The sequence below is a fragment of the Mycolicibacterium neoaurum genome (assembly GCF_036946495.1).
GTDB classification, from domain to species: domain Bacteria; phylum Actinomycetota; class Actinomycetes; order Mycobacteriales; family Mycobacteriaceae; genus Mycobacterium; species Mycobacterium neoaurum_B.
Genome location: NZ_JAQIIX010000001.1, coordinates 1,065,764 through 1,084,974 on the forward strand (window position 1 = coordinate 1,065,764; position 19,211 = coordinate 1,084,974).

General features: G+C 67.9%; 19 protein-coding genes and 1 tRNA gene. 6 read left to right on the forward strand and 14 right to left on the reverse strand.

What is annotated here, in order from left to right; all coding sequences use genetic code 11:
• Position 1: 1 nt before the first annotated feature.
• From PGN27_RS04965 to cobC, 4 genes are read right to left on the reverse strand one after another with little or no spacing between them, the layout of a single operon-like run.
• Positions 2-1,060, reverse strand: a complete 1,059-nt coding sequence (locus PGN27_RS04965; protein ID WP_335325085.1) for a bifunctional RNase H/acid phosphatase — start codon at positions 1,058-1,060, stop codon at positions 2-4.
• The gene (locus PGN27_RS04970; RefSeq protein ID WP_335325086.1) at positions 1,057-1,785 is read right to left on the reverse strand and encodes a zinc ribbon domain-containing protein; all 729 of its coding nucleotides are present in this window, start codon (positions 1,783-1,785) and stop codon (positions 1,057-1,059) included. The genes PGN27_RS04965 and PGN27_RS04970 overlap by 4 nt, the downstream gene beginning before the upstream one ends.
• Positions 1,782-2,912: a Nif3-like dinuclear metal center hexameric protein gene (locus PGN27_RS04975; RefSeq protein ID WP_335325087.1), complete on the reverse strand. Its 1,131-nt coding sequence runs from the start codon at positions 2,910-2,912 to the stop codon at positions 1,782-1,784. Before PGN27_RS04975 ends, PGN27_RS04970 begins: the two co-directional genes overlap by 4 nt.
• Positions 2,909-3,925 carry an Rv2231c family histidinol phosphate aminotransferase CobC gene (cobC, locus tag PGN27_RS04980; RefSeq protein ID WP_335325088.1) on the reverse strand — a complete coding sequence of 339 codons (1,017 nt, stop codon included), beginning with the start codon at positions 3,923-3,925 and terminating at the stop codon, positions 2,909-2,911. The genes PGN27_RS04975 and cobC overlap by 4 nt, the downstream gene beginning before the upstream one ends.
• Positions 3,926-3,972: 47 nt before the next feature.
• Here cobC and PGN27_RS04985 point away from each other — a divergent pair, with 47 nt between their 5' ends.
• From PGN27_RS04985 to PGN27_RS04995, 3 genes are read left to right on the forward strand one after another with little or no spacing between them, the layout of a single operon-like run.
• Positions 3,973-4,659 carry an HAD-IA family hydrolase gene (locus PGN27_RS04985; RefSeq protein ID WP_335325089.1) on the forward strand — a complete coding sequence of 229 codons (687 nt, stop codon included), beginning with the start codon at positions 3,973-3,975 and terminating at the stop codon, positions 4,657-4,659.
• Positions 4,652-5,140 (forward strand): low molecular weight protein-tyrosine-phosphatase, encoded by a 489-nt coding sequence (locus PGN27_RS04990; RefSeq protein WP_335325090.1) that lies wholly within the window; start codon positions 4,652-4,654, stop codon positions 5,138-5,140. The genes PGN27_RS04985 and PGN27_RS04990 overlap by 8 nt, the downstream gene beginning before the upstream one ends.
• Positions 5,137-6,024 (forward strand): SURF1 family cytochrome oxidase biogenesis protein, encoded by an 888-nt coding sequence (locus PGN27_RS04995; protein ID WP_335325091.1) that lies wholly within the window; start codon positions 5,137-5,139, stop codon positions 6,022-6,024. Before PGN27_RS04990 ends, PGN27_RS04995 begins: the two co-directional genes overlap by 4 nt.
• Here PGN27_RS04995 and PGN27_RS05000 read toward each other — a convergent pair.
• Positions 5,957-6,934: a cobalamin biosynthesis protein gene (locus PGN27_RS05000; protein ID WP_335325092.1), complete on the reverse strand. Its 978-nt coding sequence runs from the start codon at positions 6,932-6,934 to the stop codon at positions 5,957-5,959. The two genes, PGN27_RS04995 and PGN27_RS05000, sit on opposite strands and share 68 nt — an antisense overlap.
• A 247-nt stretch (positions 6,935-7,181) precedes the next feature.
• On the opposite strand from PGN27_RS05000, the gene PGN27_RS05005 reads away from it, so the two are divergent.
• Both PGN27_RS05005 and PGN27_RS05010 read left to right on the forward strand, forming a co-directional pair.
• Entirely contained in the window at positions 7,182-7,463 is a 282-nt protein-coding gene (locus tag PGN27_RS05005) for a hypothetical protein (RefSeq protein ID WP_335325093.1), read from the forward strand.
• Positions 7,464-7,480: 17 nt separating this feature from the next.
• Entirely contained in the window at positions 7,481-8,050 is a 570-nt protein-coding gene (locus PGN27_RS05010; protein WP_335325095.1) for an SOUL family heme-binding protein, read from the forward strand.
• Here the strand turns inward: PGN27_RS05010 and PGN27_RS05015 are convergent.
• The 9 genes from PGN27_RS05015 to PGN27_RS05055 form a co-directional block, all read right to left on the reverse strand.
• Positions 7,984-8,496 carry a hypothetical protein gene (locus PGN27_RS05015; protein WP_335325096.1) on the reverse strand — a complete coding sequence of 171 codons (513 nt, stop codon included), beginning with the start codon at positions 8,494-8,496 and terminating at the stop codon, positions 7,984-7,986. The genes PGN27_RS05010 and PGN27_RS05015 overlap by 67 nt on opposite strands.
• Positions 8,493-9,914, reverse strand: coding sequence for a phytoene desaturase family protein (locus PGN27_RS05020; RefSeq protein ID WP_335325097.1), 1,422 nt, complete (start codon positions 9,912-9,914; stop codon positions 8,493-8,495). The genes PGN27_RS05015 and PGN27_RS05020 overlap by 4 nt, the downstream gene beginning before the upstream one ends.
• The gene (locus PGN27_RS05025) at positions 9,911-11,671 is read right to left on the reverse strand and encodes a DUF3556 domain-containing protein (protein ID WP_335325098.1); all 1,761 of its coding nucleotides are present in this window, start codon (positions 11,669-11,671) and stop codon (positions 9,911-9,913) included. Before PGN27_RS05025 ends, PGN27_RS05020 begins: the two co-directional genes overlap by 4 nt.
• Before the next feature lie 7 nt (positions 11,672-11,678).
• Complete coding sequence (locus tag PGN27_RS05030; protein WP_335325099.1) at positions 11,679-13,148, reverse strand: class I adenylate-forming enzyme family protein; 1,470 nt, start codon at positions 13,146-13,148, stop codon at positions 11,679-11,681.
• A gap of 126 nt (positions 13,149-13,274) precedes the next feature.
• The gene (locus PGN27_RS05035; RefSeq protein ID WP_418888533.1) at positions 13,275-14,537 is read right to left on the reverse strand and encodes a PucR family transcriptional regulator; all 1,263 of its coding nucleotides are present in this window, start codon (positions 14,535-14,537) and stop codon (positions 13,275-13,277) included.
• Positions 14,538-14,561: 24 nt separating this feature from the next.
• Positions 14,562-14,636, reverse strand: a tRNA-Val gene (locus PGN27_RS05040).
• A 59-nt stretch (positions 14,637-14,695) separates the two neighbouring features.
• A complete protein-coding gene (locus tag PGN27_RS05045; RefSeq protein WP_418888534.1) occupies positions 14,696-15,085 on the reverse strand; it encodes a redoxin domain-containing protein in 390 nt (129 codons plus the stop codon).
• A gap of 69 nt (positions 15,086-15,154) precedes the next feature.
• Positions 15,155-15,586 carry a DUF3052 domain-containing protein gene (locus PGN27_RS05050; RefSeq protein WP_335325100.1) on the reverse strand — a complete coding sequence of 144 codons (432 nt, stop codon included), beginning with the start codon at positions 15,584-15,586 and terminating at the stop codon, positions 15,155-15,157.
• Between the two features lie 131 nt (positions 15,587-15,717).
• Complete coding sequence (locus PGN27_RS05055; protein ID WP_335325242.1) at positions 15,718-16,269, reverse strand: Rv2240c family protein; 552 nt, start codon at positions 16,267-16,269, stop codon at positions 15,718-15,720.
• A 152-nt stretch (positions 16,270-16,421) separates the two neighbouring features.
• Between PGN27_RS05055 and aceE the strand changes: the two genes are divergently transcribed.
• Complete coding sequence (gene aceE, locus PGN27_RS05060) at positions 16,422-19,211, forward strand: pyruvate dehydrogenase (acetyl-transferring), homodimeric type (RefSeq protein WP_030136491.1); 2,790 nt, start codon at positions 16,422-16,424, stop codon at positions 19,209-19,211.

The window sequence follows — 19,211 nt, forward strand, 5'->3', positions numbered from 1 at the left end:
CCTAAAGGTACGACGTCTGGTTCACCAGCCGCACCGATGCCAGTCCGTCCGGGTAGAACTCGGCGATGCTCAGCGATGCCAGATCCAGATGCAGCCGGTACAGGATTCCCGAGCCACCGTCGAGCGCCAGGCGCAGCAGGGTCTTGATGGGCGTCACATGCGATACCACCAGCACTGTGGCACCGGCGTACTGGGCGATGATGCGGTTACGCGCATCCCGCACCCGCTCTGCGACAGAATCGAAGCTCTCACCCCGGGGCGGGGTCACGCTGGTGTCGCGTAACCATCGGCGGTGCAGATCTGGATCCTGTTGTGCGGCTTCGCTGAAGGTCAGCCCCTCCCAAGAACCGAAGTCGGTTTCGATCAGTCCGTCATCGACCGTCACATCCAGGCCCAGCACCTTCGCGGCCGCCGCGGCCGTTTCCTGCGCGCGTTCCAACGGAGAGGACAGCACCGCCGCCACCGGGCCCTGAGCACCCAGATAGCGGGCAGCGGCATCGGCCTGGGTTCGGCCCAACTCGGTCAGCGGCGGATTACCCCGCCCCGAATACCGGCGCTCCACCGATAATTCGGTCTGTCCATGGCGCAAGAGCAACATCTGCGTGGGCTCGCCGCGCGCACCGCTCCACCCCGGCGAGGAGTTCGGCACCGGCGCCGAATCCGCGCCGTCCATGGCCTCGTTGGCCAACCGGTCGGCATGCGAATTCTTCTCCCGCGGAATCCACGAGTACTCGACGTCGGCGAAGCGCCGTGCCGCCTGGGTGGCTTCGCGATGCAACTCCAACAGATCCGGGTGTTTGACGCGCCAGCGGCCCGACATCTGCTCGACGACGAGCTTGGAGTCCATGTACACCGCGACCTCGGTGGCATCGAGTTCGGCCGCCGCCTCCAGACCGGCGATCAATCCGCGGTATTCAGCGACGTTGTTGGTGGCCCGCCCGATGGACTGACGACGCTCGGCCAGCACCGCCGAGCGGTCTGCGTTGAACACCACCGCGCCGTAACCGGCCGGACCCGGATTACCGCGCGACCCACCGTCGGCCTCGACGACAACCCTCACTGACGGAACCGCAACAGGATTGCCCCGCATTCCGGGCAGCGCACGACATCGTCATCGGCGGCCGCGGTGATCCGGGCGATCTCACCGCGATCGATCTCGATGCGGCATGCCCCACAACGCCTGCCCTGGAGCAATCCGGCGCCGGCACCGCCGCCGGCGCGCACCTTCTCATAGAGCGCCACCAGATCGGGATCGAGCTGAGACACCAATTCCGCGCGGCGCGTTCCCGAGACCTGGCGGATATTGTCGAGATCGACCAACGCAGCATCTCTGGCCAGCTGCGCGGCCGACAACGCATTCTGCAGGGTGTCGATACGGGCCAGCTCCTCGGACTGCTTGCGCTGCACCTCTTCCCGACGTTCCATGACCTCCAGCAGCGAATCCTCCAACGAGGATTGCCTGCGCTCGAGGGTCTCCAGCTCGTGCTGTAACTCGCTGAGCTGCTTGGCGTTCACCGTGCCGTCGGCCAGCAGCGCACGGTCGCGATCCTCACGCTGACGCACCGAATCGATCTCGCTCTCCAGCTTGCCGATCTGGCCTTCGAGATCCTCCAACGCGATGGCCACCACGGCCAGTTGGTCATTGGCGGTCTGGTGCTCGGCGTGAATCCGGTCGAACTCCTGTTGCTCGGCGAGATTCTTCGCCCGATGCTCCACGCGACGCATCTCGGCATCGAGCTCCACCAGATCCAGCAGCGAGCGCTGCTGGGTGACTGCGGCTTTCATGATTGACGTCCTCCATCGATATTCCATGGATCGGTGCGCACGGAGCTCACCCGCACCGGTAGATCTGTCCCGAAATGCCCGGTCAACAGGGCCGCGGCCTGGTGACACCACGGGTATTCGCTGGCCCAGTGGGCGACGTCGACCAATGCCACATCGGAGACCCTGCCGTGCTCATCGGCGGGGTGATGACGCAGATCAGCGGTCACATAGGCCTGCACACCGGCGCGGGCCACGGTGCCCAGCAGCGAGTCACCGGCACCCCCGCAGACGGCCACCCGGGACACCACGGCATCGGCATCCCCGGCGGCGCGCACACCCCAGGTGGTCGACGGCAGCGCACCGGACACCCGGGCGACGAAGGCCGACAACGTTTCCGGCGTCGGCAGCGAGCAGATCCGCCCGATTCCGACATCGGCGGGCAACGGCGCCAGGGCGAACACGTCGAAGGCGGGCTCCTCGTAGGGGTGGCCGGCCCGCAGCGCGGCGTGCACGCGAGCCCGCAACCGCGCCGGTGCGATCACCTCGACGCGATCCTCGGTCACCTGCTCGATGGTGCCCACCTCGCCGATCGTCGGCGTCGCACCCTCATGGGGCAGGAACTGGCCCGTTCCCGAGACACTCCAGCTGCAGCAGGAGTAGTCACCGATCTGACCGGCACCGGCGGCGAACAACGAATCCCGCAAGGCCCCGGCGTGATCGGCGGGGACGAACACCACCCACTTGTCCAGGTCGGGACCCGACAACGCCGGCGAGAGCACTTCCTCGACCACCAGACCCAACGTCTCGGCCAGTGCGTCCGAGACCCCGGGAGTGGCCGAATCGGCATTGGTGTGCGCGGTGAACAGCGAGCGTCCGGTCCGGATCAGCCGATGGAGCAACGCGCCCTTGGCCGTGGACGTGGCGACGGTGTCCACACCGCGCAACAGCAGCGGGTGGTGCGCCAGCAGCAGTCCGCCTCCGGGCACCTCGGCGGCCACCGCATCGGTGGCATCGACGGCGATCGTCACCGAGGTCACCGGCTCGTCGGGATCACCGCATACCAGCCCGACCGAATCCCAATCATGAGCCAGCTCAGGCGGATAGGCGGCGTCCAGAACAGCGATCACCTCCGACAGCGGCACGCTCATCCGAGCACCTCCTGCAGTGCCCGCACCAGCTGCGGCCACTCCGGACGAACCGCCACGCGCAGGTAACCGCCCTCGAGGCCGACGAACGTGTCACACCGGCGCACCGCAATCCCTTTCTCATCGAGGTGCTTTCGCACCAACTCGGCATCCGCGACGCGCACCAGGACGAAGGGCGCCCGGCCGTCGAGTACGTCGATACCGGCCGCCTGCAACCCGTACACCATCTCGGTGCGCAGCTGCGCGAGCCGCACCGCGTCGGCCTCGGCCTCGGCGACCGCGGCCGGCGCACAACAGGCCGTCACCGCCTCCAACTGCAACGTGCCCAGCGGCCAGTGCGCGCGGCGCGCGGACAGCCGGGCCAGCACATCCGGGGCGCCGAGCACGTAACCCACCCGCAGGCCGGCCAGCGACCAGGTCTTGGTCAGGCTGCGCAGCACCAGCACGTCGGGCAGCGACCGGCTCGCCAGCGACTCGGGCTCACCCGGCACAGCATCGGCGAAGGCCTCGTCGACGACGATGATGCGCCCCGGGCGCCGCAACCCGAGAATGGCCTCGGCCGGGTGCAGCACCGACGTGGGGTTCGTCGGATTACCCAGCACCACCAGATCGGCCTCATCGGGCACCGCACCCAACGCGAACGGCGGGTCCAGCACGACATGGGTGAACGGCACCCCGGCCGCGGCCAGCACGGCCTCGGGCTCGGTGAACGACGGCGCGATCAGCGCGGCCGACCGGGGTTGCAGGTTCGGCAGCAGGGCGAACCCCTCAGCTCCGCCGGCCAGCAACAGCACCTGGTCGCGCGGCCGGCCGTGCCGGGCCGCGACCGCGTCGACGGCGCGGTGCGCATCTGTCGCCGTGGGATAGCGGCCCAGGTCGGTCAGCCGGGAGGCCAGCCGCTCGACCAGCCACGGCGGCGGCCCGCCGGCCCGCACGTTGACCGCGAAGTCCAGCATGCCGGGGGCCACGGCCTCATCGCCGTGGTACCGCGCCGCCTGCCGGACCTCGTCTGCCACAGCACGACCCTAGTGCGCCGCCCAGGTGCACAGGTACATCGGCGACAATGGGATGCGTGACCGAGACCGTGCCTGAAACCGTGACCAGCAGTCCGCAGCTGGTGCTGTTCGATCTCGACGGCACCCTGACCGACTCCGCCGAGGGCATCGTCGCCAGTTTCCGGCACGCGTTGACCGCGGTCGGGGCGACCGTTCCCGAGGGTGACCTGGCCGGCCGCATCGTCGGCCCGCCGATGCATCACACGCTGAACGAGATGGGGCTCGGGACGCGCGCCGAGGAGGCGATGACCGCCTACCGGGCCGACTACACCACCCGCGGCTGGTCGATGAACCGCGTGTTCGACGGCATCCCAGAGCTGCTTGCCGACCTGCAACGGGCCGGGGTCCGGCTGGCGGTGGCCACCTCCAAGGCACAGCCGACCGCCCAGCGCATCCTCGCCCATTTCGGCCTCGATGACAGCTTCGAGGTCATCGCGGGGGCGAGCCCGGACGGCAGCCGTGCGGCCAAGCACGAGGTCGTCGCCTTTGCCTTGGAACAGCTGACCCCGTTGCCCGAGCGGGTGCTGATGGTCGGCGACCGATCCCATGACGTGGAGGGTGCTGCGGTGCACGGTATCGAGACGGTGGTGGTCGACTGGGGATACGGCCGCGGCGACTTCGACGGTCCGGATGCGCCGGCGCCGCTGCGGCGGGTGGCGACGATGGCCGAGCTACGGGAGGTGCTGGGTGTCTGAGTCCGTGCCGCTGCATGTGACGTTCGTCTGTTCGGGCAACATCTGCCGCTCCCCGATGGCCGAGAAGATGTTCGCCCACCAGATCGAGGGACGCGGGCTGGCCGACCGGGTGCGCGTCACCAGCGCCGGGACGGGCGGTTGGCATGCCGGCGACGGTGCCGATCGCCGCACCAACGCGGTGCTACGCGCGCATGGTTACCCGACAACGCACCGTGCCGCGCAACTGGCCGACGACCACCTCGCTGCCGATATGGTGGTGGCGATGGGGCGCAACCACGCTCGGTTCCTCGCCGATATGGGTGTGCCGCCGGAACGGCTGCGGATGATGCGGGCCTTCGACCCGCGCTCGGGCGCGCATCCGCTCGATGTCGAGGATCCCTACTACGGCGGCCCGGAGGATTTCGAGGCCGTCTTCACCGTCATCGAGTCCGCGCTGCCCGGATTACACCAGTGGGTCGACGAGCGGCTGGCGGCGCGATGAAGCGGTGGGCCTTCCTGTTCCGGCCACAGTGGCTGGCGCTCTATGTCGTGGTCGCGGCCTTCGCCTGGTTGTGTTTCACGGTGCTGGCACCCTGGCAGCTCGGCAAGAACACCACCACCTCGCGGGAGAACGCCCAGATCGCCGCCTCACTGAACACCGACCCGGTGCCGGTGACCTCGCTTCTGCCGCAGCAGGATTCGTCGGCGCATGAGCATCAGTGGCAGCGGGTGACCGCCACCGGCCATTATCTACCCGAAGCCCAGGTGCTGGCCCGGTTGCGGTCGGTGGACGGCGCACCGGCCTACGAGGTGCTGGTTCCGTTCGTGGTCGACGGCGGTCCCACCGTGCTGGTGAACCGCGGCTACGTGAAACCGGAGCAGGGCACCGCGGTGCCGCCGATCGCCGATGCACCGACCGGACGGGTCGATATCACCGCGCGCCTGCGTGACCCCGAAGGTGTGGTGCCGGGCAAGGATCCGCTGTTCGCCGAGGGCGCCCGGCAGGTGTACACGATCAATCCGGGGCAGATCTCCGAGCTGACCGGGGTGCCGCTGGCCGGTTCGTATCTCCAACTGGTGGAGAACCAGCCGGGCGGGCTCGGAACGATACCGTTGCCGATTCTTGATGCCGGCCCGTTCCTGTCCTACGGGATCCAGTGGATCGCGTTCGGCATCATCGCCCCGATCGGGGTGGGCTACTTCGTGATGTCCGAGGTGCGTATCCGGCGCCAGGAGAAGGCTGCCGCCGCGGCCAGGGAGGCCGCGCCCACTGACCCATCTGCCGAGCCCGCAGGCCCCGACGAGGACACCGGGAAACCTACCGAGACAAAGCCCGCGCTGACCACCGAGCAGAAACTCGCCGACCGGTACGGTAAGCGACGCTGACCGCCAGCGCCGTCGCGCCGGCCTGCACCCTCTTGGACAGCCTGCCCGCCCGGCGCAGGTCCGCCGCCTCCGGCGCCGGCCCGTCACCGAGCGCCGGGCGCATCTCGAGGCGGTGCGCGTACTGGGTCGGCCCGCCCAGCGTCACGCCGAGCGCACCGGCAAAGGATGCCTCCGCGACACCGGCATTGGGGCTGGGATGCTTGTCGGCATCACGCTGCCACGCCCGCCACGCGCGTGCGGGTGCTCCGGACACCGCGACGGTGATCAGTCCGGTCGCCCGCGCACCCAGATAGTTCATCGCGTCGTCGAATCGGGCTGCCGCCCAACCGAAGCGCAGGTATCGCGGAGACTTGTGCCCGATCATCGCATCGAGGGTGTTGGCGCCGCGGTACACCAGCAGTCCGGGCACCCCGGCCACCGCGCCCCACAGGATGGGGGCGACCTGGGCGTCGGAGGTGTTCTCCGCCACCGATTCCAGTGCGGCGCGGGCCAGCCCGTCGGCGTCCAGCGCGGCCGGGTCACGGCCGCACAGCGACGGCAACAAGCCGCGGGCACCGTCGATATCGTCGGCATCGAGCAGATCCGCGAGCCGACCACCGGTGCGCGCCAACGAGGTGCCACCGAGCACGACGTAGGTCGCGGCGGCGGTGGCCGTCACCGTCCAGATCGGACCGCGACGAGCGGCGGCCCGCTCGACGACGACACCCAATGCCCCCAGCACCGCGAGCAGGGTGGCGGTGTGCACGGCGCCCGCGGCGCGGTTGTCCGCATAGGTGCGTCGCTCCAGTGCCGCGGCGGCCGTGCCGAACACCGCGACCGGATGGCCGCGTTGCGGATCGGTGAAGATCAGGTCGGCCAGGTATCCGACGGCCAGACCAGCGGCACGGGCGGGACCTCGGTGCGCACTCACATCGGCAGCGTCTCACACCCTCGCGGCGTCCGTGCACACGGGCCGGTGACCGCGGCTCGAACGGGCTTCTCTGCACAGGTTAACGCGGACGCCGTGGCGCCGTCACGATCTTCATATCCGACCCATAGATTGTCGTAATCGGTTCGATGTCAACGTATTTGAGAATTCTATGCGTCCGTGGTCCAACAGTCGCGGTGGCCATACGGTGAGAGTCGTAAGCCAGTTCCCCACCGCTACAGGAGAAGTCATGAACACGTTCGCCTTCACCGCCGCCACCATCGCCGTTGCACTGACCCCGGCAATACCGTTGGCGGCCAGCGCCGTCGCCGCACCGTCCGGATCGAGCGTCGCGCAGACGGTCGACGACCTGCGCGCCCAGGGCTACAGCGTCCAGGTCAACGGCGCAGGCCGCGGCGGATCGCTGGCCAATTGCTCGGTCAGTTCGATACGTGAGCGCAAGAGTCTCGGCGCCTCGGTGAAATCCGTGTACGTCCACGTCAACTGCCCGCTGGGATACGACAACCGCTGAGTGGGTATCCGCCCGACATGTTCAACAGGATCATCCAGCTCGCCGAGGGTGTCGGCGGCATCGTCGGCATCAGATCAGGCACCGAGGAGCCGTTCTACCTGGTCGAAGGTCGTGTCGGCCGCGCCGAGATCCGGCGCTATGGGCCGCGCATCGCTGCTCAGACCGCCGTGTCCGGCGACGGGCAGGACGCCCGCAGCACCGGATTCCGGCGGCTGGCCGGCTACATCCTCGGCGGCAACGATCGATCCGACACGATCGCCATGACCGCCCCGGTCGCCCAGTCCGCCGCCGACGGCGGGTCCATGATCCGCTTCTACATGCCGTCCAAGTGGTCGCTGGACACTCTGCCCGAACCCGAGGACGGATCGGTCACCGTCGTCGAGATCCCCGGCGAACGCTATGCCGTGCTGAGCTTCACCGGTGATCGCAGCCCGGCGGTCATTGCCGCCAAGTCCGCCGAGCTGCTCGCCGAACTCGAGGGCAGCGAGGTCAGCCCCGACGGCGAGCCCATCGCGTGGTTCTACGACCCGCCGTGGACGGTGCCATTCCTCCGGCGTAACGAGGTGGCGGTGCGCCTCGTGTCGTGAGGCTTGACGTTCTCGTGGCTGACGTTCTCGTGGCTGACAACGTTGAGCTCGGCGTCCAGCCCGGCCAACTGCACCTGGAAGCGACAACCGGTCATCAGAGCCAGGATGTCGCCGGCGGTGGCCCCGTCGAGATGCAAGCGCGTCACCGGCACCGACCCGTAGACCGCGGCCAGCTTCAAGATCTCGAAAAAGCCGCCGCCATCCTCGACGTCGATGGCACCGAGGTCGACGGCGTCCACCCAGACACTGTCGGCCACACCGGGCGTGCACGCCGCCTCCACCGTGATCGCCACGACGCACCATCGTTGCCGGTCCAGTCCGGCAACGGCCTCCAGCCGGGGTCCGAGCGTCACGTCCTGGTCCAACACCGCGGTACCGACCCAGTCCGAGAACGGACGCGGCGCGGCATGTGTGTGCCGGCTCGGCCGGTGCTGCGAGCGGCTCATGCGATGCGCAGATCGCGTAGCGCGGACCGGGCGGCGTTGAACCCGCACATGCCGTGCGCACCGACCCCCGGTGGGGACGCCGCCGAGCAGAGGTACATACCCGGTATCCCGGTGGCGTAGGGATCAATGGCCGGCCGCGGGCGGACCAGAATCTGCCACGGGTCGTTGCGACCGGTCGCGATATCGCCGCCGACATAGTTGGGGTTGTGTTCAGCAAGTGCGACGGGCCCGCGTCGGTGGATCGCCAGGATGCGGGCCCGCACCCCCGGCGCGAAGCGCTCGATCTGGTCCAAGATCGCCTCGGTTGCATCACCTCGATACCCATGCGGGACATGCGCGTAGGCCCAAATCGGGTTGCGGCCACCCTCGCTTCGGCTCGGATCGGCCAGGTACTGCTGGCACACCAGCACGAACGGACGCGTCGGCATCCGGCCGGCACCCACCGCGCGCTCTGCGGCCACGATCTCGGCGGTGCTGCCCGCAACGTGCACGGTGCCTGCCCGCGCGCAATCGGGGTTGGCCCAAGGAATGTCACCCTCGAGGGCGATGTCGATCTTGTAGGCCGCGGCCCCGTGCCGATAGCGGCGGTAGGCGCGGGCGACCCGCGTCGGCAATCGGTCGCCGGTGATATCGGCCACCGCACCCGGCGCCAGATCGAACATCACGATATCGGCACGGGGCAACTCGGCCAGCGCACGCACGCGGATCCCGGTCTCGGTCGTACCACCCAACTGCCTCAGCCGTGCGATGAGCGCCTTGGCGATCGCCCCCGATCCCCCCTCGGCGACCGGCCAGCCGTACCGATGCCCCGCGGCGGTGATCATCAGTCCCACCGAGGAACTCGCGGGTCGGGTCAGCGGGTAGTAGACGTGCGCGGCCACTCCCATGAACAGCGCCCGGGCCTGCTCGGTGCGCCACAACCGTGCCAGCGCCGTGGCCGGGAGCAGCGCGCCCGCTCCGAATGAGCCGAGCGCCAACGGGTGTCGTGGCACATGCAGGATGGGTCGGAACACATCCTCGCGCAACGCGTCGAAGTTGCGGGTAAGCGGTCCGAAGACGGCCCGCCAGGCCCGTTGGTCGCGACCGGCGAATTGTGCTGCGGTGTCACCGATGGAGGTGTGCAGCACGGCCGCGGCGCCGTCGTCGAACGGGTGCGCCATGTCGATCTCGGGATACCGCCAGACCAGCCCGTGCTCGGCGAGGGGCTGGCGTTGGATGAACGGTGAGGCTGCGGTCATGGTGTGGATGGCCGAGCAGTCGTCGTGCAGTAGTCCAGGCAGAGTCAGCTCACTGGTACGGGTACCACCGCCCAGCGTGTCGGCGGCCTCCACCACGGTGACCTCGACACCCCGCTCGGCCAAAGTGATGGCCGCGGCAAGGCCGTTGGGTCCGGACCCGACGACCACCGCGGTGCTCAACGGGCCCCTACGGTGCGTTCGGTGCCCTGCAGGCGCACCGGGAAGACGTCCCCGGGCTCCGGCCAGGGTTGGCGAGCGATCATATCGGCCACCTCGACGTAACCGCGTTCGACGACGCCGGTTTTCGCGTCGACGATGCGGTAGGCCTGCCAGCTGCGGTGGATGGGCTGCCCCTCCAGCAACACCACACGCACATCGCCCTCGGCGAAATCGCAGCGCCGCTGCAGGGCCTCGATCAACTGTTCGTTGTGTAGGTGTCCCTCACCGAAGTTCCAGCCGATCAGCGGCCCGGCCATGTACTCGCCGTCGCGCACCACATACCCGGTCTCGTCGTCGACCGCACGGGCGACCAGACCGTTGAGCGCACGGCCGTGGGTGTGCATGGAACGCCAGGCCATCATCTTGTCGAGCATCACCTCGGCGATCTGTGGGCCGTACAGCGTGGCCAACTGCCGGTTGGCCAGTGCGGAGCACTTGGTGACGTTGGCCTCGATCCGGTCCTCCACGCCGGGGCGCAGACACCATGCACTGGCCGCCCAGTTGCCCGCGTAGTACCGCATCGCCGGCAGGAAGGACACCTTGTCCGGCAACAGGTTTCCCACCACCGGCACCGCCACCAGAGAGACGGCCAGGATGGCCAGCAGCAGCGGGGAATCCATATCGCTGACGCGGTAGTCGCCATAGCCGCCGTATAGGTAGAACAGCGACACGATGAAGAAGGCGTTCCACTCCAGCGGCACACCCATCGGGATGGTGGAGGCGATGGTGAGGTGGAAGGCCACCATGTAGAGCACCGCGGCCCACAGCAGCGGACCCTCCGACGGGGCGAAGAACACCAGGTAGAAGGGCACCACGAACTCCGAGAGGGTGCCACCGACATGGGCCAACAGTCGCGGCAGCGCCGACGGGCGCAGGTCGTGCGTCGCGTCGCGCCACATGAGCCGCTTCGCCCACTTGGCCGGGATGAGCACGGGGTTGTTGCTCATCATCACCGCCATCACATAGGGGAAATGGTGGTTGAGCTTGGAGGTGGCCGCGCCCCACCACAGCGCCAGCAGAATGAGTTTGAACGCCGCGATCTGGTCGGTGATCGGGAAGAAGAACACGATCAGTGTCAGTGCGTAGTGCTCGGCGCGGGCGGCAAGGAACACGGTCTTGTCCCGCAGCCCCAGCAGCACCAGGGCCGCCAGTGTCGGCACGACGAGCATCGGGTCGAGCAACCCGACATCGCCACGAGCGGTGACCGGTCCGCCCACGCCAGGCGCCAGCAGCGTCCACACCAGGGAGCAGAGCACCACGGCGTACAACGCGACATCGGCCACGGTGCGGGTGTCGCCACGGGTCAGCGGAATCCTGTCCGGCCAGGGTGGCAGCCGGATGGTGCCGGGACGTAACCAGTACAGGAATCCGCCGAGCGGGGGCACGAAGCGCAGTGTCAGCGGCCCCGAGCCGCAGCCCAACCCGAGCACCTCGAACAGCAGGGTGAACACCACCAGCTTCTGGTACACGATGGGTTGGGTCCACCAGCTGGTCAACTCACCGAGACCGCCCAGGCCGGGCGTCAGGGAGATGACGGCCGCCGCGCCCACGAGATAAGCGGCGATCTTGACGACGTAGAGCACATACACGCCGTGGGGGGTACCGAAACCGTTGTCGGTCCAGTGCCGGGTCATGATCTGCAGCCGCTGCCAGCGTGGCAGCCGGGGCCAAGTGGCCGGGTCGATATCCGCGGGCAGCGTGGGCTTGGTGAACGTCATCGTCTACCTACTTCGCGTTGCTCACCGGCGTGGCGAATTCGCGACGCAGCGCCGGTTTGTCGATCTTCCCGACCGGGTTCTTGGGAATCGATTCCACGAATGTCAGTTCAGGACGCTTGTACTTGGCGAGCGATCCGGCCAGGTGCTCCCCCAGATCCTGGGAACTCAGCTGCGCACCGGGTTTCACGGTGACGAACGCGACGGGAACCTGCCCGTAGACCGGGTCCGGACGTCCCACTACCGCGGCCTCGGCGATCGCCTCGTGTTGGTAGAGCACGGATTCGATCTCCTTGGGGTAGATGTTCTCCCCGCCGCGGATGATCATGTCCTTGGCCCGGTCCACCAGCGTCAGGTAGCCGTCGTCGTCGAGCACACCGATATCGCCGGTACGCAGCCAGCCGTCGATGATGGTCTCCGCGGTTTCCTGCGGTCGGTTGAGATAACCGCGCATGACGGTCGGTCCCTTGATCCGCACCTCGCCGGGGACGCCCGCCGGCACCGGCGCACCGTCGGGACCGACGATGGCGATCTGCTGGCCCGGTAATGCACGGCCGACCGTGCCCGGTTTGCGAAGACCGTTGCGCGGGTTGGTGGTCGAGGCACAGGTGCCCTCGGACAGCCCATACCCCTCGACGATCGGGACCCCGTAGCGAGTCTCGAAAGTGGTGATGAGCGGAGCAGGCATCGGGGCGGCTCCACAGATGGCGAACTGTAGCGAGCTGACGTCGGGGACCACATCGGCCGGCAGACCGGCGAGCATCGCGTAGATGGTGGGGACCGCCGAAAAGTAGGTGGGCCGGTACTTTTCGACCAGGCCGAAGAACGTGCGGGGATCGAAACGGCCGGCGATGGTGGCTCGGCCGCCGAACAGCAGCGGGGAGAGCACACTGACCACGATGCCGTTGACGTGGAACAGCGGCAGGATCAGCAGCGAGTGGGTGTCCGGGCCGCTGCCCATGGCCGTGCCGATGGATTCGGCCATGACCTGCACGTTGTCGTGGGTCAGTTCGACCCCCTTGGGTCGGCCGGTGGTGCCGCTGGTGTAGACCAGCAGCGCCAGATCCGAACCCGCGACAGCGACTGGAGCGCTGGGGCTTTCGGCGCGAGACTCGGTCGGTGTGTCGATGTCGAGCACCGGTACCGACCACGCGGTGTCGTCGTCGGTGAGCAGAACCCGGGCGGCCGAGTCACCGAGTTGGTGTTCGACCTCGGTGACGGTGAGTGACGGGTTGACCGGCGTGACCGCCGCGCCCAGCCGCCATGCGGCGAACATCGCGAGAACGAACTCGACTCGATTGGGCAGTTTGACGGCCACGACATCACCCGGCCGGACTCCCGCGGCGGTGAACCGGACCCGCAGCGCGTCGATACGTGCGGCGGTGTCGGCGTTGGACAACACGCCGTTGTGCTCGTCAGCCAATGCCGGTTGGTCGGCGGCGTGGGCAGATCTGCGGTCGAACAGCTCGACGAGTCGCATCAACACTCCTGAAATACCATGTGAGACGAAGGATTGATTCACAGTAGGAGCGATCGTGTGACCGGCGCCATATGCGCGCCCCATGAACCATATGAGGCGTTTTGTGCTCAGCGCACCAAGGCTGGGTCAGTGGCGCGTCGAGGAGACCAACAGCGTCTTACCCATCCAGCGGCACGCCAGCAGGGCAATCTGAACGTGCATCAGGGCCTCGGGGTCGTCGAAGGACGCTCCGCAGGCCTGCATGGCGTTGCCGACGCGGTACTGGATGGTATTGCGGTGCAGGAACAGCGCGTCCGCGGCGGCAGCGTAGCTGCGATTGCGAATCAGGAACTCGCACAACGTTTCTCGAAGAGCATTCCGGCGGTCGTCATCGACCGCGAGGTCGCCGAGAGTGCGCTGCACGAAGGTACGCAGGTCGCCCTGGTGGGCCGCCATCAGTGCGACCGGGGCGACCCGCGCGTGGCACACCACCCGGCTCACCGCAGGCCCGGCGGCCAGGGCCACGACCTTGCTCTGCTCGGCTTCCCGCAGCGAGCGGCGGAAGCCGTCGACCCCGAAGCCCAGGTCCCCGGTCGCCACCCATATCGGGGCGTCGGCAAGCACCCCGGCCAACGAGGTGATGTCGACCGAATCGGCAATGACCGGCCACCACAGGCGCGCCTCGCGCTCGTCGGTGGGCACCATCAGCGACGGACCGTCGGCTCCGGCCGCCGCACCGAGCACCGCGCGCGTCCGGTCGAACAGGTCAGCCACGTCGCGGGTGGGCACGGTGTCATCGGGCCACATGACAGCGGCCAGGTGGTGGCGGTCGAGCCGGTAGTCGAGGGCCTCTTCGACCTTGCCGATATCGACCGCGGCACCGGAGAGCAATTCGGCGACCCAGTGCTGACGCAGGCCGCTACGGCTGCTGACCCACCGATCACGCTCGGTCTCGTAGGCCATCCCCACTTGGTCGCAGATCCGGTCGATCCAGGCGGCCGCGCGATGCACCAGTTCCCGGGCCGCCGGCAGCGACAGGTCGGCGGACGCCTGGGTCGCCAGCAGCGCCATCGCCTCGTCGACGAAACGGCCGTGCCCGATTCGGTAGGCGCGGATGAGCGCCGAGAGTGCGACATCGCGCTGGGCCAGAGCCCGTGCATAGGCCAATGCCGCGGCCGAGGCTTCGATCTCGGCGGCGGTCGGGTCGTTCGTCCCGTGTTCCAGGTAGTGGATGGCCGCGATCACGTTCTCGGTGATGCTTGCGTTGAGCAGGTCGACCATGCGCGAGTCGTTGTCCAGCGGCTGGATCTCGGCGCGCGTGACCTGCACCAGGGCGTCGATGAAGCCGTCGCGGCGAACATTCATCTGCTGGGCCACTCGGGACACGACGGCCGAGGCGGTGTCCGTCACGCCGACACCTCCGCTCAGCCGTGATGGTGGGCGCGGACGGTATCGAACCGCCGACCGCTGGTGTGTAAAACCAGAGCTCTACCACTGAGCTACGCGCCCCGTCGCAGGCAACTTACACGCCGTGCCCGCGTGCGGAGAAATCCCGGGCGGCAGATTCCCTAACCCAGCGCCGCCAGCGCCCGCCGCCAATCGGCCTGATCGCGCGCGACGCCGGGTTCCTTGCACTCGGCGAACCGGATCACACCGGCCGAGTCGACGGCGAAGGTCCCTCGGTTGGGATAGCCGGTGTCGGGGTTGAACACCCCGTAGGCCTGCGCGACGGCGCCGTGCGGCCAGAAATCGGCCAGCACTGGGAAGGTGAACCCGTTCTCGTTCGCCCAGGTCTTGTGGGTCGGGGGTGGTCCGACCGAGAGAGCGAGCACCGCGCGGTCGTCATTCTGGTACTCCGCCAACCGCTGCTGGATCTCGCCGAGTTCACCCTGACAGATCGGGGTGAAGGCCAGCGGGAAGAAGACCAGCAGAACCGCACGGGGCCGCAGCGCGGACAACGTGACGGGACGGCCGTTGTGGTCCTTGAGCGTGAAGTCCGGTGCGGGGGGTCCCGACCTGGAGCACGGTTACCGCCTGCCGGCGGCCTTGGACTTTGGCTGCACCAGCCGGCTGGCGATCCAACCACCCAGGTTCGCCGACGAGGTCTGCATCAGGCCCGCGGTAGGCGCGGACTCCGCGATCTCGGCGGGCTGCACATGGCCGGGCTTACCGGTCTTGGGCGTCACCACCCAGATGACTCCGTCGTCGGCCAGCGGCGCGATGGCGTCCATCAGCCGGTCGACCAGGTCTCCGTCGTCATCGCGCCACCACAGCAGCACCACATCGACCACCTCGTCGGCGTCCTCGTCGAGCAGTTCACCACCGCTGGCGTCCTCGATATCGGCCCGGATGTCGTCGTCGGTGTCCTCGTCCCACCCCAACTCCTGGACAACCTGGCCCTTCTGGATGCCCAGACTGCGGGCGTAATTGGGGTCAGATTCCTTCCCCGCCGCGACCACCTTTGTCCTCCTCCTGATGTTTGTTCTTCTGCACAAGCGCGTGACGCCTATCGTCGCACGTCGTATCCCGTCAGCCGCCCTCCTGGGCGCAACTTCGGGTCAACTTTTGGTCAACTTCGTCTTGATGGCTGTCAATATGCGGCATCGCAGAGGTCCAGCACCAGCGTTCGCGAATCGTTCAGCCGGTTGATCGCGTCGTTGAACGGACTGGGCCCGATATCGTCGGCGATCGCCGCGGACACCGCGCGCGCCGCATCCGCCCAGCCCAGCAGCGCATCGCGCAGGTCCGGGCGCAGCGGGTCGGTGATACTGCCGGCCACCACGTCGGCGCTGGTGTTCAGCGCGGCGATCGCGGGCCGGGCCGAGGCCGCGACATCGGCGTTGGCATTTCGGGCATCGACATAGGCGTTGACCGACGTGATGGCATCGGCACTGCTGGAACTGACCGCCTCGCACGAGGTATGCACGGCCTCGCGAGTGATCGACGACTGCCGGGAGGCCTCCTTGGAACTGGACACCGCAGATGATTCCGCGGCCGACGCCGATACCGAGGCTTGATAGACCGGCGCATCCGCGGTGTCGACCGTGGCAGTACCTCCGACGGTGCTACTGCAACCCACCATCGCGACCGCGGCACCCAGCGCGCAGATTGTCGCCAGGCCACCCCGCCAACTCCTCAGCATCACCGTCGAACCTACCGCGTCGCCCACCGGATCGCCGGATCATTCGACGAGGCCACCCCGCACGGTGACGTCGGGCACGATAGGGGGAGGATATGAGCTGCCACAAGCACCAGATCCACCCCTTGAAAGCACCTTCTACCGAGGAGCCGTAGTTGACCACCGAGTTCGCGCGCCAAGACCTGGCCCAAAACTCTGGCACTGCAGGCGAAACCGATCGGGTCCGCGTGATCCGTGAGGGCGTCGCCTCCTATCTGCCCGATATCGATTCCGACGAAACCGCCGAGTGGCTGGAGTCGTTCGACCAGTTGGTCGAGCGGTCCGGCCCCGCCCGTGCGCGCTACCTGATGTTGCGGTTGCTGGAACGCGCGAGCGAGCAGCGTGTCGCCATCCCGGCGCTGACCTCCACCGATTACGTGAACACCATCCCGACCGAGCTGGAGCCCTGGTTCCCCGGCGACGAGGACGTCGAACGACGCTACCGCGCCTGGATCCGGTGGAACGCGGCCATCATGGTGCACCGCGCGCAGCGTCCGGGAGTCGGTGTGGGCGGCCATATTTCGACCTACGCCTCGTCGGCCTCGCTCTACGAGGTCGGCTTCAACCACTTCTTCCGCGGGAAGGCCCACCCCGGCGGTGGCGACCAGATCTTCATCCAGGGTCACGCCTCCCCCGGCGTCTACGCCCGCGCCTTCCTCGAGGGCCGCCTCACCACCGACCAACTCGACGGTTTCCGCCAGGAGCACTCGCATACCGGCGGCGGGCTGCCGTCCTACCCGCATCCCCGGTTGATGCCCGACTTCTGGGAATTCCCGACGGTGTCGATGGGCCTCGGCCCGATGAACGCCATCTACCAGGCCCGGTTCAACCACTACCTGCACGACCGCGGCATCAAGGACACCTCCGATCAGCACGTGTGGGCATTCCTCGGCGACGGCGAGATGGACGAGCCGGAGTCCCGCGGCCTGATCCAGGTCGCGGCCAACGAGGGCCTGGACAACCTGACCTTCGTGGTGAACTGCAACCTGCAGCGCCTCGACGGCCCGGTCCGCGGTAACGGCAAGATCATCCAGGAGCTGGAGTCCTTCTTCCGGGGCGCCGGCTGGAACGTCATCAAGGTGGTGTGGGGCCGCGAATGGGATGCCCTGCTGCATGCCGACCGCGACGGCGCGCTGGTGAATCTGATGAACACGACGCCTGACGGTGACTACCAGACCTACAAGGCCAACGACGGCGCCTACGTGCGTGATCACTTCTTCGGCCGCGACCCGCGCACCAAGGCGCTCGTCGAGCCGATGACCGACCAGGAGATCTGGAACCTCAAGCGCGGCGGTCACGATTACCGCAAGGTGTACGCGGCCTACCGGGCGGCCATGGAGCACAAGGGCCAGCCCACCATCATCCTGGCCAAGACCATCAAGGGCTACACGCTGGGTCAGCACTTCGAGGGCCGCAACGCCACCCACCAGATGAAAAAGCTTGCGCTGGAAGACCTCAAGACCTTCCGCGATGTGACCCGGGTGCCGATCACCGACGCGCAGCTGGAGAAGGATCCCTACCTGCCGCCGTACTACCACCCCGGGCCCAACGCTCCCGAGATCCGCTACCTGCTGGACCGCAGGCGCACCCTCGGCGGGTTCCTGCCCGAACGTCGCACCAAGGCCAAGCCGCTGACGCTGCCGGGCACCGACACCTATAAGGCGCTGAAGAAGGGCTCCGGCAAGCAGCCGGTGGCCACCACCATGGCGACTGTGCGCACCTTCAAGGAATTGTTGCGCGACAAGAACATCGGGCCGCGCATCGTGCCGATCATCCCGGACGAGGCGCGCACCTTCGGGATGGACTCGTGGTTCCCGTCCTTGAAGATCTACAACCGCAACGGGCAGCTCTACACCGCGGTGGACTCCGAACTGATGCTGGCCTACAAGGAATCCGAGGTCGGCCAGATCCTGCACGAGGGCATCAACGAAGCGGGCTCGACGTCCAGCTTCACCGCGGTGGGTACCTCCTACTCCACCCAGAACGAACCGATGATCCCGATCTACATCTTCTATTCGATGTTCGGGTTCCAGCGCACCGGTGACGGGCTGTGGGCCGCCGCCGACCAGATGGCGCGTGGGTTCGTCCTCGGCGCCACCGCGGGACGCACCACGCTGACCGGTGAGGGTCTGCAGCACGCCGACGGCCATTCGCTGCTGCTGGCATCGACCAATCCGGCGGCGGTCACCTACGACCCGGCGTTCGCCTACGAGATCGCCTACATCGTGGAAAGCGGCCTGAAGCGGATGTACGGGGAGAACCCGGACAACGTCTTCTTCTACATCACCATCTACAACGAGCCCTATGTGCAGCCCGCCGAACCGGAGAACTTCGATCCCGAGGGCGTGCTGCGCGGGATGTACCGCTTCCGGCGTGCACCGGAGAAGCGCACCAGCACCGCGCAGATCCTGGCCTCGGGCGTGTCGATGCCGGAGGCCATCAGGGCCGCGGACATGCTGGCCGACAAGTGGGATGTTGCCGCCGACGTGTGGTCGGTGACCAGCTGGGGCGAGCTCAACCGCGACGGTGTGCAGACCGAGAAGCAGCGGCTGCGCCACCCCGACCGGGAGGCACCGACGGCCTATGTCACCAAGGTGCTCGCCGATGCCACCGGACCGGTGGTGGCGGTATCGGACTGGATGCGTGCGGTGCCCGAGCAGATCCGGCCCTGGGTGCCCGGCACCTATCTGACGCTGGGCACCGACGGATTCGGTTTCTCCGACACCCGGCCTGCGGCGCGGCGCTATTTCAACACCGATGCCGAGTCGGTGGTGGTCGCCGTGCTGGAGGCGCTGGCCCGCGACGGCGAGATCGATCCGTCTGTGGCGATCGCCGCGGCCAAGGAATACCGCATCGATGATGTCCAGGCCGCCGAGGTCTCCTACGCGGACACCGGCAGCGCGTAG